This window comes from Blautia sp. HCP3S3_D9 (assembly GCF_052063845.1).
Classification (GTDB): Bacteria; Bacillota; Clostridia; order Lachnospirales; family Lachnospiraceae; genus Blautia_A.
The window spans coordinates 35,477-52,779 of sequence record NZ_JBQHWS010000001.1 but is presented as its reverse complement, the minus strand read 5'-3'; the positions used below and the strand labels follow the sequence as shown (position 1 = coordinate 52,779).

Here is a 17,303-nt window from a genome sequence, read left to right as displayed (position 1 = left end):
AACGTGTATAACAGAAATAATTTCCATATAATGTATAATAAAAACACGTTCGTATTGAGATTTTCTTTTATTTTCACTTTTTCATAACATTTATCCTTTATAGTAACATGTGTTGAGAAATCAAGCGAAAATAAGAGGTGTATAAATACAATTTTAAATAAGGAGGACTTGCTGATGAAATTCACTAAGATGCACGGCATTGGAAATGATTATGTATATGTAAACTGTTTTGAGGAAACTGTGGAGAATCCTTCTGCAGTAGCCAGATATGTCAGTGACCGCCATTTCGGGATCGGTTCCGATGGCCTAATCCTGATCAAACCGTCAGATGTAGCTGACTGTGAGATGGATATGTATAACCTGGATGGTTCTCAGGGTGCCATGTGTGGAAACGGCATCCGCTGCGTTGCCAAATACGCATATGACTACGGCATCGTAAATAAGGAACACATCTCCGTTGCAACCAAGAGCGGAATTAAATATCTGGATCTCACAGTAGAGAATGGAAAAGTATCTAAAGTAAAAGTTAATATGGGTTCCCCTATCCTTACTGCCAGACAGATCCCGGTAGTCTCCGAGAAGGAGGAAGTTATCAACGAACCACTCAAAGTTAATGGCGAAACCTACTATATTACAGCAGTTTCCATGGGAAATCCTCATGCAATCGTATATATGACAGATATCGACAATCTGGAAATCGAGAAGATTGGTCCTTCCTTTGAGAATCATGTTGCATTCCCTGACCGTGTGAACACAGAATTTGTAGAAGTAATCGATAAACATACAGTAAAAATGCGTGTATGGGAACGTGGTTCCGGAGAAACGCTTGCATGCGGCACCGGTGCATGTGCAGTTGCAGTTGCTTCTATTTTAAATGGACATGTAGATGGCGACAAGCCTGTTACAGTAAAGCTTCTCGGCGGTGACCTGCAGATCTTCTGGAACAGACAGGAAAACCTGGTCTACATGACCGGTCCGGCAGCTACTGTCTTTGACGGAGAGATTGATGTCAGCTTTCTGAAATAAGAATCGTCAGAGGATACTCTTACTGCACGAATATAAGATCACGCCAAAAATATTACATAATAAAATTTCACAAAAGCATACAAAAACGGATATATGTCATCATGGCACATATCCGTTTTCATTATACAACCGAATTCGGGCAAAATATACCGCAAATTGGGGCGTGCAGATTGCAGGAATGATTTTTCAAACACGCTCTAGGATTATCCACACTTACATGGCAAATTCCAGTATTCTTTCCACAATAAAGACTGCCGCACATGCGAATAACGCAACTGTCAGAAGACTCTTCTCCATATACGCTGCGATCAATGCTACCACAAATCCCACTGCTGCGGAGATCACGCTGTCCGTAGCAAAAAGGATTGCAGGAAATGTCATCGCTGCCAGACATGCATACGGCACATAATACAGAAATGATTTGATAAACGGGCTGGTAATTTCTTTTCTGGAAAGAGCCAGTGGAAGCATACGGATCAGATAAGTAACTGCCGCCATTACCAGAATATAGATATAAATGTTATGATTCATGAGCTCTCTCCTCCTCTTTCTCTTTTTCGATTGGGCAGAAATAAGCGGCTGCTCCTGCCACGATCAGTGTTGTAATAATAATCACAAAACCGGAAGAAACTTTTGACAGTAATGGAATCACCTTAAATAACGTACTGATCACCATTGCTGCCACAACTACAGCAAGTACTGCCTTATTCTTCTTTGCAGGAGGAATAATAATTGCAAGGAACATTCCATAAATTGCCACACTCAGTGCACTCATCATGAAATCAGGAAGAATATTTCCGGAAATTGCTCCTGTCAGAGTTCCCAGCACCCATCCCGGGATAGCCACACACATGGCTCCATAATTATAAAAAGCACTTACCTTTCCCGGCTGGCTGGCACTGATACCAAAAATCTCGTCTGTGACACCAAATGCCGCTATATAACGGTGAACCGGCGCTTCATCTCTTCTGAATTTCTGTGCAAGAGAAAAGGACATCAGACAATACCGCAGATTGATGATCAGCTGTGTCAGCGCCATTTCCCAGTATGAACCTCCCATTACCATAATATCAAGTCCGGCAAACTGACCCGCTGATGTTACGTTTGTCAGCGAGATCAGCACTGCCTGCCAGATACTTAATCCGTTCGCAACTGCCATCATACCAAACGTAAATGATACGGCAAAATATCCCAGACCGATTGGGACACCGTCCTTCATACCCTTCCTAAAACTTTCACTCCTCATTGTTTCTCTCCTCCTGTCACATTTTTGTGAACCTTTTATCCTGGTGTGCCACTCACTTATCTGCGAATCCAATTGCACAGCAAAAAAAACTCAGCATAGCAAGACTTATGAACGCAGATAACCCGGAGGACACATTCCTGGCCTCCGGGTTGCAATCAGGACTCCCTGATTTTCTTTATCGCATATGCATAAATTCTTTTATATGTTCTCATGGAATAATGCAGACCATCATCTGTATAATTTCTAAATTCGCATTTGCTTGTATAGCCACAGCGCATCAGATAAGAATAACTGTTGATCCAGGTAAAATTACCGTTCAGCGTCTTCTTCAGCCTGTTATTAAAGCCACGGATCTCCGATTCCTTTCTCGTAGGCTTCATTGCTGTATTACACGGATTAACCGACATATAAAACAGCTCACAGTTTCTGGTCGTCAGCTTTCTGGATAATCCGTTCATATAAGATGCATACTCTGTAGAAACAGTGTCATAGCTGATTCCGTTTCCATTCCGGTGGATCAGATCATTTACTCCCAGATTAAAAATAACAGCAATTGGTCTGGTGCTGTCATCTTCCTTATTTATCTCCTGAAGTAAAAGCTTCTCCCCTTCGTTCTTCATCCAGGAAAGTCCTTCACCACTCTTGCATACAAATCCTACTTTATCAAAAAGCCTGGAACCACATTGTTTCTGCAAAGTACTCCGAAGCATTGCTGTACGTGAATCTCCCACAAAGATGATCTTTTCATATTTGTCCACGCTGTCTGCGAGATTACCTGTATAAATATCCGGTTCCTGGTTCCATTTGTATTTCACAGGATAGAGATGATCATTTTTCGTTACTTTCAGTCTCTCATATGCCTGATACATTGGATTACACTGCTGATTCTTAATGGTCGACCATCCCATAAAAGTATATCCGTTTCCGTTCACATCTCCCGGAAGAATAATAGTATTTCCGAAAGTTACGGTCTTCTTTACCGTTCCCCTCGATGTCTCTATGGTAACTGTTTTCTTAACTACTTTCTTTGTTGTCTTACTTCCCGATGTTGTCGCTGCCCACGTCATAGATGGAGCAATCATAAGCATTAACATGCACGTCAGCAGAATATACAGAATTTTCCTTCCCCGCATGTTCTTCTCCTGTCTCGTCATTGCAGTTCTCCCTGTTGCTGTTTCCTCTGTCTTCAGCAAACTCTTTTCTTATCTCTGTCGTATGGTACGATACACATATCATACTCTTTCCAAGTTTACATCATCTGTCAGAAACAGTCAACTGTCTGCGGCAACAATTATTCCTCAAATTTATTTTTGCACTCTTTGCACACTCCATACAGAATGGAATTCTTACACTGCAATGTGAATCCATGACTCTCTTCAATATGATGAGAAATCTCTTCCATAAAATGGCATTCCAGATGAATAATCCTGCCGCATTTCACACATTTCAGATGCAGATGCTGCTCGCATCCACGTCCGGGCTCCACATACTGATAGGCGGCCTGACATCCTTTCTCTGCCACGTATTTGATCACTGTGCCATCCTTTGCCAGCTTGTCCAGATAGCGATAAATAGTTGTGATATTCACCTCGCTGTCATGAGCTTTCAGATATTCATCCACATCTGCTGCTGTCACAGTATGATCATTACTATTCTTCAAATATTCAAGTATTTTCCTGCGGCTTGCTGTCGCATAACTGCTTCCCGCCATAATTTTCCGTATTTCCTCCTGCAAATATTACTATTCACGTCACGTCGTTCTCGGTAACCTGAAATTACTTTTTGTTTGTTATTGTCAGGTAGCTTCTGGTTAAAATACAATTCCTGTCAGTTCAATGATAATACCCCAGAATACCCCCAGTCCATAAAGTAATCCAATAATCCTGAAGTTCTGCTTTCTGTCATGATTCAGACGAAACAGGATCAGAAGACCAACTCCTGCATTTACCAACAGTCCTGCCATCATAGCACCTGCTCCGATAATATGCTCCAGATATAACTGGGTGATCACAACGGAAGAAGCACAGTTCGGAATCAGTCCTACAAGAGCCGCGATCAGTTCACCAACTATTGGTGTTCCCGTAAAAAGTCCTGCCAGTGTCTCTTCTCCCACTAATCCAATGATAATATTTAAAGCCAGAGAAATCAAGAAAATATACACAAAAACATGCAGTGTATGAGTAAGTGCTGAGGAAAGCAGTCCATGTTCACAATTACATCTCTCCTCTTCACAGATCTCATGAATATCCATTTCCTTCTCCTGTTTCTTCAGAACATGTGTATAAACATATTCCACCACAAGACCTGAAATAATTCCGATCGCCGCCTTACATACCAGAATTTTAATAATTGTAGCGGCAGGTACTGCATTAGAAATCATGATTGGAAACATTTCATCAGAAGTAGATAAATATACAGCGATCAGTGTTCCCACTGTAATTACACGCCCTGTGAAAAGGCTGGACGCAGCTGCTGAGAAACCACACTGCGGAATCACACCCAGAAGTCCGCCCCATACAGGTCCCAGTTTTCCTGCTGTGCGGATCGTATTCCTCGCTGCAGAACCAGTCTTGTGCTCCAACCACTCCATAAATAAATACGTAAGAAAAAGAAACGGCAACAGCTTAATGCTGTCAATTACTGAATCTATAATAATCTCTGTCATATGAACCTCCCTGTATTTCCTGACCGATCACATATTTGCAACTTATTTACATTTGCATTCTGTTTGTATTTGCAAGTTATTTGCATTTCTGTATTATAACGCATTCTTAGCATTTGTCAAGACACAAAAAGACCATTTTCCGGATGATTGGGGGAATACCGGAAAATGGTCTTCTATGCAATAATAAAGGAGGTTATACTTTTATAAATTATTCAGCTACTGCTTTAAATGCTTCGTCAAGGTCCTGAATGATATCATCAATATTCTCAGTACCAATAGAGAGACGGATTGTGTTTGGTTTGATGCCCTGGTCAAGAAGTTCTTCTTCTGTGCACTGGCTGTGTGTTGTTGTAGCCGGATGGATAACAAGAGATTTAACATCAGCTACGTTAGCAAGCAGTGAGAACAGTTCAAGGTTATCAATAAAGTCTTTTGCTTTCTGTGCATCACCCTTGATTTCAAATGTAAAGATAGAACCGCCGCCGTTCGGGAAGTATTTCTTGTAAAGTTCCTGCTGGCTTGGATCTGTGGATACAGATGGATGATGAACTTTCTCTACCTGTGGGTGGTTGTTTAAGTACTGAACTACTTTCAGTGCGTTCTCTACATGACGTTCTACACGGAGAGACAGTGTTTCAAGTCCCTGAAGGAAGATGAATGAGCTTACAGGAGAGATTGTTGCACCTGTGTCACGAAGAAGGATTGCACGAATCTTTGTAACAAATGCAGCCGGTCCGCAAGCTTTTGTAAAGCTTACACCATGATGGCTTGGATTTGGCTCTGTCAGAGATGCAAATTTACCAGATGCTTCCCAGTCAAATTTGCCACCTTCTACGATAACACCACCAATTGTTGTTCCATGTCCGCCAATGAACTTAGTTGCAGAATGAACAACGATATCTGCACCATATTCGATTGGTCTTACAAGGTAAGGTGTTGCAAATGTGTTATCTACAACAAGCGGGATTTTATGTGCATGAGCGATCTTTGCAATAGCTTCAATATCAACTACATCAGAGTTCGGGTTTCCAAGTGTTTCAATGTAAACAGCTTTTGTGTTGTCCTGGATTGCATTCTCTACTTCTTCAAGGTTGAATACATCAACAAATGTTGTTGTAATTCCGTAAGCCGGAAGTGTATGCTCAAGAAGGTTTGTTGTTCCACCGTAGATGTTCTTAGCTGCTACGATGTGATCGCCCTGCTGTGCAAGGTTCTCAATTGTGTATGTGATTGCTGCTGCACCGGATGCTACTGCAAGTGCTGCGGAACCACCTTCAAGTGCTGCAATTCTCTTCTCGAATACATCTTCTGTCGGGTTTGTCAGACGTCCGTAGATATTACCTGCATCTGCAGGTCCGAAACGAGCGGCTGCGTGATCGCAGTTTCTGAATACGTAGGAAGATGTCTGGTAGATCGGTACTGCTCTTGCATCTGTAACTGGATCCGGGCTTTCCTGTCCTACGTGAAGCTGTAATGTTTCAAATTTGAAATTTCTGTCTTTTCTTGCGATTTTTTTACTCATGTGTCTGTCCTCATCTTTCTTTCGATTTATGATAATAGTCTTAATTTCTGATATGTTGCTTTCACCTGCCTGCGTTTCATCTGGCAGTTGGTGTTTCTTATTCTCATAAGAAATAATTGCAATTTTTATATTGTAAGTTTAACTCCTGTATTCCATGTTCTGTCTTCAGATCATTAACACAGACACATTCGTTTCTCTTCTATACAAATTAGATTCTGGCTCTTTAATACCCTCATTTCTAAGCCTCTTCTCTTTCTACGTATTTCATATCTGTTTGATATGATTTAGCATAGTTGTATATTATCACTCCATTCCTAGTATGTCAATAGGAAAACGAAAGATTTTTCTCAATAACCTTATCTTAGAATTTTATAACTTTTAATAGTTAATAACTATATGTTCACAATCCAAAATCACATAAGTTACTTCACATCAGAACTTCATAACAGAACAATTCGTAAATGCAAAATCAGGGACAGTCTAACTTCTGCCCCTGACTTTAATTTTATATTCATTTAATGCAGCTCTCAATCACGCCGCCGCCTACAACAATATCTCCATCATACAGAACAACTGCCTGTCCTCTTGTAATGGCTCTCTGTGGCTTATCAAAGCGTACATGCAGAACACCATCCTCAGTCTGCCATGCCACCGCATCCTGTTCCGAATGACGGTAACGGATCTTTGCTTTCAATCTCATTGGCTCTCTGAGAGATTCGCAGGAAATCAGATTTACTTTTTCAGCTGTCAGTTCTGTATGGAAAAGATCCTCGTTACTTCCCAGCACTACCTGATTTGTTTTCGGGGAAATATCACAAACGTACAGTCTGGCTGCCGCCGGAATTCCCAGACCACGTCTCTGGCCAAGTGTATAGTGAATGATTCCTTTATGTTTGCCAAGGACATTTCCTTCCATATCTACAAAATCACCCGGTTTAGATTTACGTCCTGTGTACTGCTCAATAAACTTCGCATAATCTCCGTCTGGAACGAAGCAGATATCCTGGCTGTCATGCTTTCTGGCATTGACAAAGCCGTGTTCCTCTGCGATCTCACGTACCTGTGTCTTGCGCAGTCCACCTAAGGGCAGTGAAATATGTGCCAGCTGCTCCTGTGTGAGCATATACAGCACATAACTCTGATCCTTCGTATCGTCTACCGCTTTCTTTAATAAATAACGGCCTCGTTCCTCATCATATTCCACACGGGCATAATGACCGGTTACGATATAATCATACTCCAGCTCTTTCATCCTCTGAAACATTTTGTCAAATTTCAGATAACGGTTACAGTCGATGCATGGATTCGGAGTACATCCATGCTCATAGGCATCCACAAAACGGTCCATCACGTCTTCTTTGAATCTTTCAGAGAAATTAAAGACATAATATTTGATTCCCATTCTGTAACATACACTTCGTGCATCCTCCACATCATCCAGAGAACAGCATGTCTTTTCTCTTTTAATTCCAACATCCTCATTGTGGAACAGTTTCATAGTTGCTCCGATACATTCATCACCGGACTCTTTTGTCAGAAGAGCAGCTACAGAACTGTCAACTCCGCCGCTCATTGCTATAATAGCTTTTTTCATATTTTCATTCCATCCTATCTTAGTAAATCAGCAAAACGATACTAACCTTCGTTCTGCTACTTGTTTATAATCAAACAACTTGTTGGTACACTAGTACATCACATTAGCCTGTCTGATTAAAGGTTATTGTGAAAAACATTCCTGAAAGTTATTCTCTAAAATTATCGTTAAGAGTTATCCTCAAGATTAACATAGCTATTTTATCACATTAGGGCAACGTAAAAAAAGCCCCTTTCAGGGCTTTTTTATATTGCATTGCTGTTTTTATACAAATAATGGTGTGGAATAGTAACGGTCTCCAGAGTCTGGAAGAAGTGCTACGATTGTCTTACCTTTATTCTCCGGTCTCTTGGCAAGTTCAATTGCTGCATAGAGAGCTGCACCTGAAGAAATACCCACCAGAATACCTTCATGTTTTGCAATAAGTTTACCTGTTGCAAATGCATCCTCGTTCTCTACAGGGATGATTTCATTATAAACTTCCGTATTCAATGCTTTCGGTACAAATCCGGCACCGATACCCTGAATCTTATGCGGGCCGCTCTTGCCCTGAGAAAGTACAGGAGAAGTTGCAGGCTCTACTGCTACTACTTTTACATCCGGGTTCTGGGATTTCAGATATTCTCCAACACCTGTGATTGTTCCACCTGTACCAACACCTGCTACAAAGATATCTACCTGTCCGTCTGTGTCTCTCCAGATTTCCGGACCTGTAGTTTTTCTGTGAATTGCAGGGTTTGCAGGATTCTCAAACTGCCCCGGAATGAAGCTGTTCTCATATTCTGCTGCCAGTTCTTTCGCTTTGGCAATTGCACCGTTCATACCTTTGGTTCCATCTGTTAATATGATCTCTGCACCATATGCTTTCAGAATATTTCTTCTCTCAACACTCATTGTTTCCGGCATAGTAAGGATTACTCTGTATCCTTTGATCGCTGCAAGAGAGGCAAGACCGATTCCTGTATTTCCTGATGTTGGCTCGATAATAACTGCTCCAGGTTTCAGAACACCCTTCTCCTCTGCATCTTCGATCATGCTGAGTGCAATACGGTCTTTGGCACTTCCTGCCGGGTTAAAATACTCAAGCTTCACAAGCACTTTGGCTTCCAGTCCAAGATCTTTTTCAATATTTCCAACCTCAAGGAGAGGTGTGTTTCCAACTAATTCTGCTGCATTCTTATAAATCTTTGCCATGAGTTCGTCCTCCTTATTTCATACTAAATATATATGAATTATATGTTATGTATATAATATGATATAAACAGGCTATTGTCAAGAGGTAAATTTAAAAAATACGATCTGAAAAAAAACAGTTCTGCAACTCATTTACAAGTCGCAGAACTGTCAGTTCAACTGATAAAGCTATCCGATATAAATTTTACTCCACTCATTTTTATCAGTTATTTATGTTTTCTCTTTCTTACCGTTACTGTTGCAATGATCAGTGCGGATGCTGCAAGCAGCAATATCATTACCATAACCGGTGTATTATCGCCGGTCTTAACAGGAGTTATGGAAGTTCCTGCTTCAAGTTCTTCCTTTACCTGTTCAAAAGTCAGCAGTGTTTCTGCTGTCTGATTCTGAAAGTTATCTGGTACTGTATTATTTTGGTTGTTTTCCGGAGCAGGATCTGTTTCTTCATTCGATGTTGTAAATGGGTTTTCATCTTCGTTCGGTGTTTCTTCTCCATCTGATAGAATTGGATTCATAGGATCCACAATTGGATTTGCCCCGGGATTATTGCCATTGTCTCCTGAAGTGTCTCTTCCTTCTGTATCCTCTCCGCCATTTTCTTCATCACCTTCGTTATCCCCCTGCTCAGTGTCCCCATCTTCTTCTGATTCTTCACCTTCCAGATCGTCAGAAATTCCATCTTCTGACAACAGATCACTTTCATCTTCTGACTGTGCGTTAAATGCTAACTTCTCATTATTTTCCTACTCAAACACTTAAAACTCTGATAAATACTGAGTTGTTCGTAATTTTGTTGGTGGATAAATGAGTAGGTATGTTTACTTAGCAAAAAACTTTAAAACCTTTTGTTTTAGCTAATAACAGGGTGTGAGTAGGAAAAAAATGGGAAGTTAGCAATAAAAGTAACACTTTCAATTATCTCAGCAGCATTTTCCTGTGCCGCGGTCAGGGTTCCGCTTTGTCCTAACGTCATCGACGCCGCCAGCATGATCGCCAGCAATTTCTTTCCTCTTTTTCTCATATTTCTCACTTTCTAAGACCTTTTTTTCTTTATTATATCAATACTTTTTCTCAGTATCGGTGGATTTATTTTTTAGAAGGTGGATTATTTTTAGATTTCACATAATCTTTCAGCAGAATTTTCCTATTAGATGTGAATCGACAAAAAACGCCGGATAACTTTTCAGTCATCCGACGTATCTTTTCTATATTGGATAATTCGCAGAATAAAGCGGATAAAATCATCCTCTTCGCTACACGGCTCTATCCCGAATAATTGCTCTGCAGTTTATCAGGAGAAGCTTGCACTCCTCCTAATACAAACAATTCCCCTGCTTATTGCTTTTTGTAATGAAAGCAGAGGACTTGCTTAATGTAGTTAGATCACATAGTCATTTCCCATCTGTTCATACCAGTCCTTGAGATCCTGGAGTGTTACCTTATCGAGTACTCCTTCGATAGCATCATCCAGCATTTCCCACAGGCGAAGTGTTACGCACTCTCCAGCTCTGGCACACTGATTGGGGTCATCTTCCAGACAGGCTACCGGCTTCATACTACCTTCTGTCAGACGTAGAATGCTTCCTACGGTGTAAGTCTGCGGTTCTCTTGCAAGCATATAACCACCCTGAGCACCTCTTAAGCTCCTTACATATCCCGCTTTCTTTAATGATGAAATAATCTGCTCCAGATATTTCTCGGAAATTCCCTGCCTTGCAGCAATATCTTTAATCTTGACCAGCTCACCAGTGTTGTGTATTGCAAGGTCAAGCATTAATCTTAACGCATATCTTCCCTTGGTAGAAATCTGCATCTCTCAAAATCCTCCTGACTTCATGTCCTCTCAGCATCTCTGCTCTCTATTTAGAAATTTTTCCTATTATCACCTAGCCTTATTATATAGTATTCCTAGTTAGTTAGTCAAGATATATTTTTATTTCCTATATGAATATAGTGAAATAAGGGTTACTGTTCACTCCGATACTCTGATGCAATTCTGCCACAGTATGATTTTCAGGGAGTGATTTTATGTTACTGGAATATTACGGAGTAATTTCCTGTGACATAAAAACAAAAAATCACAGGAGCCTGTGAATTCTTCGATTTCTCCCCACAAGCCCTGTGATTATTTTCTCACTCTATGCGATAAATATTCTGCCCTTTATTATTTCTCCAGTTCATCTGCTGTAGAGAATACTTTGAATCCATTATTCTTAAGAACGCTTTCTGTCACTGCGATATCCTCAGAATGCAGGATCACTACTGGTCTGATATCTTTTCTGTGGAATGAAGTATAGATGTAATCAAGGCTTACGTTGCTGTCAGCCATGATCTTCAAAAGTTCATCCAGACCACCAACCTGATCTTTCATATCTACTACGATTGCCTGTGTAATACGATTCATATATCCTCTCTGATTCAAAATCATCTCCGCTTTATCCGGGTTATCGCAGATCATACGGAAGATTGCAAATTCCGGAGCATCAAAGCATGCAAAACCATAAATATTAATATCATTATCTGCAAGCATACCAGTTACTCTCTTCAGACTTCCTGCTTTATTTTCTACGAATACAATATTCTGTTTCACCATCTCTTTTTATCCTCCAAAAACTTTAATTAATCTTGATATTTCAGCTCTTTTTATAGTGCTCATAACATTCTGTACTCATTATAGCATCTTACAAAGGAAATGAAAATCCCCTTTCCTGCTGGTATTTTATCAATTCCTGACGCAAAACAAACGCCGGAACATCAAGTCCGGCGTTTGTACACATTATCTTTCTATTTATAACTCTTCATCCACATATCTCTGAATATTAGACGCATTTACATACTTCGTCATATGCTCACCATCAGTAATGACCAGAGTCGGAGCCTGCATGATTCCGAATTCCTTTGCCATCTCCGGATTCTTCTCTGCATCGATGATCTCCAGTTCCTCGCCTTCCAGCATCTTCTTTGCCATCTTGCAATTCGGGCAGGTACTGGTTGTAAACAGATATTTACGAGAGGTCACCGGCTCAATTTTTACATCATCCTTAGTCATCGTAACTACGCTTGTGTGTACCGGCTGCATCTTCTTGATATCTGAATGCATCACATCATAAAGTGTACGGTTCTTGTACTCCTGCGCCTTACCATCGTTCCAGTTCTGAACCGGTCTGTAATATCCGGTGATACGACTGTAAACTTCTGCCTTCTTGCCACATTTCGGACAGGTAAAGTGCTCTCCGCTGATATATCCATGTTCTTTACATACAGAATATGTCGGAGAAATGGTATAATATGGAAGTTTATAGTTCTCTGCGATCTTACGTACCAGAGCTGCTGCTGCCTTCCAGTCAGGAAGCTTCTCACCGATAAATGCATGGAATACTGTACCTGAAGTATACAGTGTCTGCAGATCATCCTGAATATCCAGTGCATCAAAAATATCTGTCGTATATTCAACCGGAAGATGAGAACTGTTTGTATAGTAAGGAGTATCTCCCTTCTTACCTGCAGTCTTAATATCCGGCCAGCGCTTTCTGTCATGTTTCGCCAGACGATATGCTGTAGACTCAGCAGGGGTTGCCTCCAGATTAAAGAGCTCGCCTTCATATTTCACCTGGTAATCAGACAGACGCTCTCTCATGTGTTCCAGAACCTCTTTGGTAAACTTCTGAGTTCTCTCATCGGACATGTCCCCACCTAACCAGCGTGCATTCAGTCCAACCTCATTCATACCAACCAGACCGATGGTTGAGAAATGATTGGAAAAGCTTCCCAGATATCTCTTAGTATACGGATATAATCCCTCATCCAGCAGCTTGCCGATAACTTCTCTCTTAATATGCAGAGAACGTGCGGAAATATCCATCAAACGATCCAGACGATTATAAAATTCTTCCGGTGTCTTAGAAAGATATGCGATACGTGGCATATTGATGGTTACAACACCCACAGAACCAGTGCTCTCTCCTGATCCGAAGAATCCGCCGCTTTTCTTACGAAGCTCTCTTAAGTCCAGACGCAGACGGCAACACATGCTTCGGATATCGCTCGGTTTCATATCACTGTTAATATAGTTTGAGAAATATGGCGTTCCATATTTGGATGTCATCTCAAAGAGGAGACGATTGTTCTCTGTGTCAGACCAGTCGAACTCTTTTGTAATGGAATAGGTCGGGATTGGATACTGGAATCCCCGTCCATTGGCATCACCCTCGATCATTGTCTCGATGAATGCCTTATTGATCATATCCATCTCTTTCTTGCAATCCTTATACTTGAAGTCCATGTTCTTACCGCCAACGATTGCAGGAAGTTCTGCAAGGTCGTCCGGCACGGTCCAGTCAAGTGTAATATTGGAAAACGGCGCCTGTGTTCCCCATCTGCTCGGTGTATTCACTCCATAGATAAAGGATTCAATGCATTTCTTCACTTCCGGATAGCTTAAATTGTCTGCTTTGACAAAAGGTGCCAGGTATGTGTCAAAGGAAGAGAAAGCCTGAGCGCCTGCCCATTCATTCTGCATGATTCCAAGGAAATTTACCATCTGATTGCAAAGAACGCTTAAGTGCTTTGCAGGGGAAGAAGTAATCTTGCCTTCAATACCGCCAAGTCCCTCCTGGATCAACTGTTTTAATGACCATCCTGCACAATATCCGGTCAGCATGGACAGATCGTGAATGTGAATGTCTGCATTTCTGTGTGCATCTGCGATCTCATTATCATAGATCTCAGACAGCCAGTAATTCGCGGTTACTGCTCCGGAGTTGCTCAAGATCAGACCACCAACGGAATAAGTAACTGTAGAGTTCTCTTTTACACGCCAGTCTTCAACCTTTACATAGCTGTTGACGATCTCTTTATAATCGAGGATTGTAGATTTCATGTTGCGGACTTTCTCTCTCTGCTTGCGGTAAAGAATATATGCCTTGGCTACATCTGCATATCCTGCCTGGATCAGTACGTTCTCTACACTGTCCTGAATTTCCTCTACTGTAATCTTATTGTCGGAAATCTTCTTCTGAAAATCAGAAGTAACACGAAGTCCCAGAAGATCGATCATCTCTTCGCTGTAATTCTTCTCTTTCGCATCAAAAGCTTTATGGATGGCTGCAGTGATCTTGCCGATCTTAAACTCATCCAATTCGCCGTCACGTTTTACTACCTGAAACATATTAATGCCCCCATCTTCTCTTGTTCGTATGTCCTGTCAAGGACACTGCCGCCTACCGTTCACTCTGCGTCCGGTAAACGCTGTAGGTCTATTGTAGCAGAGTATCTATCTTTCGTCAACACAGAAAAACACCACATAATGTTCCTCAATTTCTCAAAAGGCACAATATATGGTGTTTTTTTGCGTTTTTATTTTTTCTGTACAGGACAATATTTCTGTAAAAAAATACTATTTTTTCTGAAAATCTGCAATTTATCACAAGACTATCCGGCAGATTTTTTATAGCGGTATTATAACATAATTTGCCCATAAGTAAACATATGTTCTTTTTTATACAACTTTCGCATAGATTTCTTTCGGCACTCTTGCCTTTACAGCAATCCCTGCTTCTGTATATTCTTCTGAGATCAACTGTCCATATTCACGGATAAGTTGAATCTTTCCGGCCTCCTGATATGGAAAAAGACGCTCTACATAGATCTGCTCTTCCGACAAAAGCTTCTCCAGAAGATTATTTAAATCATCCAGCCCCTGCCCTGTTTTCGCAGAAATCTTCAATGTATAATCGGACTTAAAATCTCTCAGTACAAATGCCCCCGGTGCATCCTGCTTATTAAAAAGTGTGATAATCTTCTTTCCCATCACACCAAGCTCCCGCAGTGTCTCATATACGACATGCATCTGCATTTCTGCCTGCGGATTCGAAGAATCTACCACATGAATGATATAATCTGCATATTTTGCTTCTTCCAGGGTACTCTTAAATGCTTCTACAAGATGATGCGGCAGTTTATGGATAAATCCTACCGTATCTGTCAGCAGAATCTGCTGTCCATCCTTCAGATTGAGAAGTCTGGTTGTCGGATCCAGGGTCGCAAACAATTTATCCTCTGACAGAACATCAGAACCTGTCAGTTTATTTAACAGAGTAGACTTTCCTGCATTGGTATATCCTACAATAGCTGCCGTCTTCATATTTCCTCTTGCACGACTTGAACGGATCAGCTCTCTGTGCTTCTCTACCTGTGTAAGCTCCTGCTTCAATGCAGAAATTCTGGTACGAATCAGACGACGGTCTGTTTCCAGTTTCTTCTCTCCGGGACCCCTTGTTCCAATTCCACCGCCCAGACGTGACAAAGATTCTCTTAATCCAACCAGACGGGCTGCTCTGTAACGGAGCTGTGCAAGCTCTACCTGTATCTTACCTTCACTCGTAATCGCACGTGCCGCAAAAATATCCAGGATCAGCAATGTTCTGTCCATTACTTTACAGTCCAGCTCGCGTTCCAGATTATTGAGCTGTGCAGGAGAAAGCTCATCATCACAGATGATACCAGTTGCATCCATGGCATATACCATTGCACGCACTTCCTCGATTTTACCTTTTCCAATATAGGTTCCCGGATGTACGGCTTCACGATTCTGTATGATCTTTCCCACAGTGACAGCCCCGGCTGTTGAGGCAAGCTCTTCAAGTTCGTCCAGAGACTCCTCCACGTTGTCATTATCTCCGGTCTGAACACCCACAAGAACGACCCGTTCTTCCAGCTTTCCAAATTCTTCCATAATATCTCCTTAGTCAGGCAAACGTCTCTGCCTCGCTATTTTGCATACAGTAAAGAATCCTGCTTGCAAGATTCTCCCCTGCGGCGGATCACTTCAGTAGCATAATTTCTCCTACACAATCCAGTGTAGACAATTACTCCAGATAATCTGTATTACTGTGCACTTTCCGCATTATCTGCTTCTGTAGTGTCATCAGTTGCCTCTGCGACTCCACTGTCGGATGTCGTATCTGCACTCTCCGCAGAAGCAGAATCTGTACTACTTACACGGGTATTCAAAAACGCCTGTTCTTTCTTTACAGTCTTATCTTCCGGATACAGATCCAGATATTCTTTCGCTTTCTGCAGTGCAGTCTGAAAATCCAGTTTCTTCTCATAAACTGCAATCTCATTAAACAACAGGCTCTGCAGCTCTTCACCTTCTGCCACATGAATTCCGCTGGATATATTAGAAAGCGCACTGTCATAGTCTCCCGCTTCGATATCACACAGCGCAAGCCCGTTGAATCCCTTCGCTCCATTGTCTGCCTGTGATACATACTGCTGGAACATAGTTCTTGCATTCTCGCTGTCGCCCTGCTCCATATATACCATTCCAAGCAATGCCAGAGCTTCTGTATTATTTCCGTCAATTGCCTGTTTCAACTCATCTGCAGCATTATCGTAATCATCCATATAGTAATAGACCCGACCGCGATCACAATGATCCTGCGCATTCTTCGCAGTGCCTGACAAAGCGGCCTCCAGATAACGAGTTCCATCAGCCTCCATATCCTTATCCAGGTATGCTCCATAGATCTGAATTGCTCTGTCATAAGTCGCATCCTCACCATATGCCTGCTCAAAATTAGAGGCAGCTTCCTCATAAGAGTCCATAGCCAATGCAGTCTCTCCTGTGAGGAAATAGATATCTGCGTTCATATCGTAGGATTCCGCCAGTGCCTGACAATCTGCCAGAGCTTCCTCATATGCTTTTGTTTTCAGATAAGCGGCAGCTCTATAGGACAGAATGTCCTTTTTCAGATTCTTTCCCACCTTATCACTGTTCAGCGCATTTGTAAAATTCGTTATGGCATCTTCATAATTTCCCAGTTTCATCTGGGCTACACCGGCTCCTCTGTAAGATTGAGCAACTTTTACTCCTGCTGCGATCGCAGTTTCATATTCCTCCAGGGCAATCTCATAATTCCCCTGCTCCAGATCAAAAGCCGCCTGTTTATAGTTCTTTGTATCTTCCGGGCTGCAGCCTGTCAGAAGCATAAGACTCAGACAGCCTGCTGCCAGAAGCAGTCCAGTTTTTCTAATTTTCATGTAATTCCCTTGT

Annotated in this window: 16 protein-coding genes and 2 pseudogenes; 2 read left to right on the top strand and 16 right to left on the bottom strand. The window is 41.6% G+C overall.

Annotated features, from left to right (window positions below):
• Positions 1–174: 174 nt before the first annotated feature.
• Together dapF and ACTNES_RS00255 are read left to right on the top strand one after the other, a co-directional pair.
• Positions 175–1,026 carry a diaminopimelate epimerase gene (gene dapF, locus ACTNES_RS00260; protein WP_291809949.1) on the top strand — a complete coding sequence of 284 codons (852 nt, stop codon included), beginning with the start codon at positions 175–177 and terminating at the stop codon, positions 1,024–1,026.
• 13 nt (positions 1,027–1,039) lie between these two features.
• Positions 1,040–1,225, top strand: a pseudogene (locus ACTNES_RS00255) (DUF6783 domain-containing protein); the annotation flags it as partial.
• Here the strand turns inward: ACTNES_RS00255 and ACTNES_RS00250 are convergent.
• From ACTNES_RS00250 to ACTNES_RS00175, 16 genes and pseudogenes are all read right to left on the bottom strand, one after another.
• Positions 1,181–1,288, bottom strand: a pseudogene (locus tag ACTNES_RS00250) (hypothetical protein); the annotation flags it as partial. The pseudogenes ACTNES_RS00255 and ACTNES_RS00250 sit on opposite strands and share 45 nt — an antisense overlap.
• Complete coding sequence (locus ACTNES_RS00245) at positions 1,240–1,557, bottom strand: AzlD domain-containing protein (RefSeq protein ID WP_441038241.1); 318 nt, start codon at positions 1,555–1,557, stop codon at positions 1,240–1,242. The gene ACTNES_RS00245 and the pseudogene ACTNES_RS00250, both read right to left, overlap by 49 nt.
• Positions 1,547–2,272, bottom strand: coding sequence for an AzlC family ABC transporter permease (locus tag ACTNES_RS00240; protein ID WP_291809943.1), 726 nt, complete (start codon positions 2,270–2,272; stop codon positions 1,547–1,549). The genes ACTNES_RS00245 and ACTNES_RS00240 overlap by 11 nt, the downstream gene beginning before the upstream one ends.
• 155 nt (positions 2,273–2,427) lie before the next feature.
• A complete protein-coding gene (locus ACTNES_RS00235) occupies positions 2,428–3,426 on the bottom strand; it encodes an InlB B-repeat-containing protein (RefSeq protein WP_441038240.1) in 999 nt (332 codons plus the stop codon).
• A 137-nt stretch (positions 3,427–3,563) separates the two neighbouring features.
• The gene (locus ACTNES_RS00230; RefSeq protein WP_216458839.1) at positions 3,564–3,983 is read right to left on the bottom strand and encodes a Fur family transcriptional regulator; all 420 of its coding nucleotides are present in this window, start codon (positions 3,981–3,983) and stop codon (positions 3,564–3,566) included.
• Between the two features lie 99 nt (positions 3,984–4,082).
• Positions 4,083–4,937, bottom strand: a complete 855-nt coding sequence (locus ACTNES_RS00225) for a putative manganese transporter (protein ID WP_300334586.1) — start codon at positions 4,935–4,937, stop codon at positions 4,083–4,085.
• A gap of 208 nt (positions 4,938–5,145) precedes the next feature.
• Positions 5,146–6,459 carry an O-acetylhomoserine aminocarboxypropyltransferase/cysteine synthase family protein gene (locus ACTNES_RS00220; RefSeq protein ID WP_441038239.1) on the bottom strand — a complete coding sequence of 438 codons (1,314 nt, stop codon included), beginning with the start codon at positions 6,457–6,459 and terminating at the stop codon, positions 5,146–5,148.
• 511 nt (positions 6,460–6,970) lie between these two features.
• A complete protein-coding gene (gene mnmA, locus ACTNES_RS00215; RefSeq protein WP_216458842.1) occupies positions 6,971–8,053 on the bottom strand; it encodes a tRNA 2-thiouridine(34) synthase MnmA in 1,083 nt (360 codons plus the stop codon).
• A 264-nt stretch (positions 8,054–8,317) separates the two neighbouring features.
• Entirely contained in the window at positions 8,318–9,247 is a 930-nt protein-coding gene (gene cysK, locus ACTNES_RS00210; protein ID WP_291809934.1) for a cysteine synthase A, read from the bottom strand.
• Positions 9,248–9,453: 206 nt separating this feature from the next.
• Positions 9,454–9,936 (bottom strand): hypothetical protein, encoded by a 483-nt coding sequence (locus tag ACTNES_RS00205; RefSeq protein ID WP_441038238.1) that lies wholly within the window; start codon positions 9,934–9,936, stop codon positions 9,454–9,456.
• A 161-nt stretch (positions 9,937–10,097) separates the two neighbouring features.
• Positions 10,098–10,268: a hypothetical protein gene (locus ACTNES_RS00200; protein ID WP_441038237.1), complete on the bottom strand. Its 171-nt coding sequence runs from the start codon at positions 10,266–10,268 to the stop codon at positions 10,098–10,100.
• 357 nt (positions 10,269–10,625) lie between these two features.
• Positions 10,626–11,060, bottom strand: coding sequence for an RrF2 family transcriptional regulator (locus tag ACTNES_RS00195; RefSeq protein ID WP_216458845.1), 435 nt, complete (start codon positions 11,058–11,060; stop codon positions 10,626–10,628).
• Between the two features lie 351 nt (positions 11,061–11,411).
• The gene (locus tag ACTNES_RS00190) at positions 11,412–11,840 is read right to left on the bottom strand and encodes an amino acid-binding protein (protein WP_441038236.1); all 429 of its coding nucleotides are present in this window, start codon (positions 11,838–11,840) and stop codon (positions 11,412–11,414) included.
• A 195-nt stretch (positions 11,841–12,035) separates the two neighbouring features.
• Positions 12,036–14,414, bottom strand: coding sequence for a ribonucleoside triphosphate reductase (locus ACTNES_RS00185; RefSeq protein ID WP_320812862.1), 2,379 nt, complete (start codon positions 14,412–14,414; stop codon positions 12,036–12,038).
• Between the two features lie 330 nt (positions 14,415–14,744).
• Complete coding sequence (hflX, locus tag ACTNES_RS00180) at positions 14,745–15,980, bottom strand: GTPase HflX (protein WP_441038235.1); 1,236 nt, start codon at positions 15,978–15,980, stop codon at positions 14,745–14,747.
• A gap of 152 nt (positions 15,981–16,132) precedes the next feature.
• Positions 16,133–17,290, bottom strand: a complete 1,158-nt coding sequence (locus tag ACTNES_RS00175; RefSeq protein ID WP_441038234.1) for a tetratricopeptide repeat protein — start codon at positions 17,288–17,290, stop codon at positions 16,133–16,135.
• Positions 17,291–17,303 lie beyond the last annotated feature (13 nt).

Coding starts and splice junctions, on each gene's coding strand:
- ACTNES_RS00235 (WP_441038240.1), bottom strand. CDS start 3,426: ATGACGAGACAGGAGAAGAACATGCGGGGAAGGAAAATTCTGTATATT.
- hflX (WP_441038235.1), bottom strand. CDS start 15,980: ATGGAAGAATTTGGAAAGCTGGAAGAACGGGTCGTTCTTGTGGGTGTT.
- ACTNES_RS00230 (WP_216458839.1), bottom strand. CDS start 3,983: ATGGCGGGAAGCAGTTATGCGACAGCAAGCCGCAGGAAAATACTTGAA.
- ACTNES_RS00190 (WP_441038236.1), bottom strand. CDS start 11,840: ATGGTGAAACAGAATATTGTATTCGTAGAAAATAAAGCAGGAAGTCTG.
- ACTNES_RS00200 (WP_441038237.1), bottom strand. CDS start 10,268: ATGAGAAAAAGAGGAAAGAAATTGCTGGCGATCATGCTGGCGGCGTCG.
- ACTNES_RS00225 (WP_300334586.1), bottom strand. CDS start 4,937: ATGACAGAGATTATTATAGATTCAGTAATTGACAGCATTAAGCTGTTG.
- ACTNES_RS00245 (WP_441038241.1), bottom strand. CDS start 1,557: ATGAATCATAACATTTATATCTATATTCTGGTAATGGCGGCAGTTACT.
- cysK (WP_291809934.1), bottom strand. CDS start 9,247: ATGGCAAAGATTTATAAGAATGCAGCAGAATTAGTTGGAAACACACCT.
- ACTNES_RS00240 (WP_291809943.1), bottom strand. CDS start 2,272: ATGAGGAGTGAAAGTTTTAGGAAGGGTATGAAGGACGGTGTCCCAATC.
- ACTNES_RS00220 (WP_441038239.1), bottom strand. CDS start 6,459: ATGAGTAAAAAAATCGCAAGAAAAGACAGAAATTTCAAATTTGAAACA.
- ACTNES_RS00195 (WP_216458845.1), bottom strand. CDS start 11,060: ATGCAGATTTCTACCAAGGGAAGATATGCGTTAAGATTAATGCTTGAC.
- dapF (WP_291809949.1), top strand. CDS start 175: ATGAAATTCACTAAGATGCACGGCATTGGAAATGATTATGTATATGTA.
- mnmA (WP_216458842.1), bottom strand. CDS start 8,053: ATGAAAAAAGCTATTATAGCAATGAGCGGCGGAGTTGACAGTTCTGTA.
- ACTNES_RS00175 (WP_441038234.1), bottom strand. CDS start 17,290: ATGAAAATTAGAAAAACTGGACTGCTTCTGGCAGCAGGCTGTCTGAGT.
- ACTNES_RS00185 (WP_320812862.1), bottom strand. CDS start 14,414: ATGTTTCAGGTAGTAAAACGTGACGGCGAATTGGATGAGTTTAAGATC.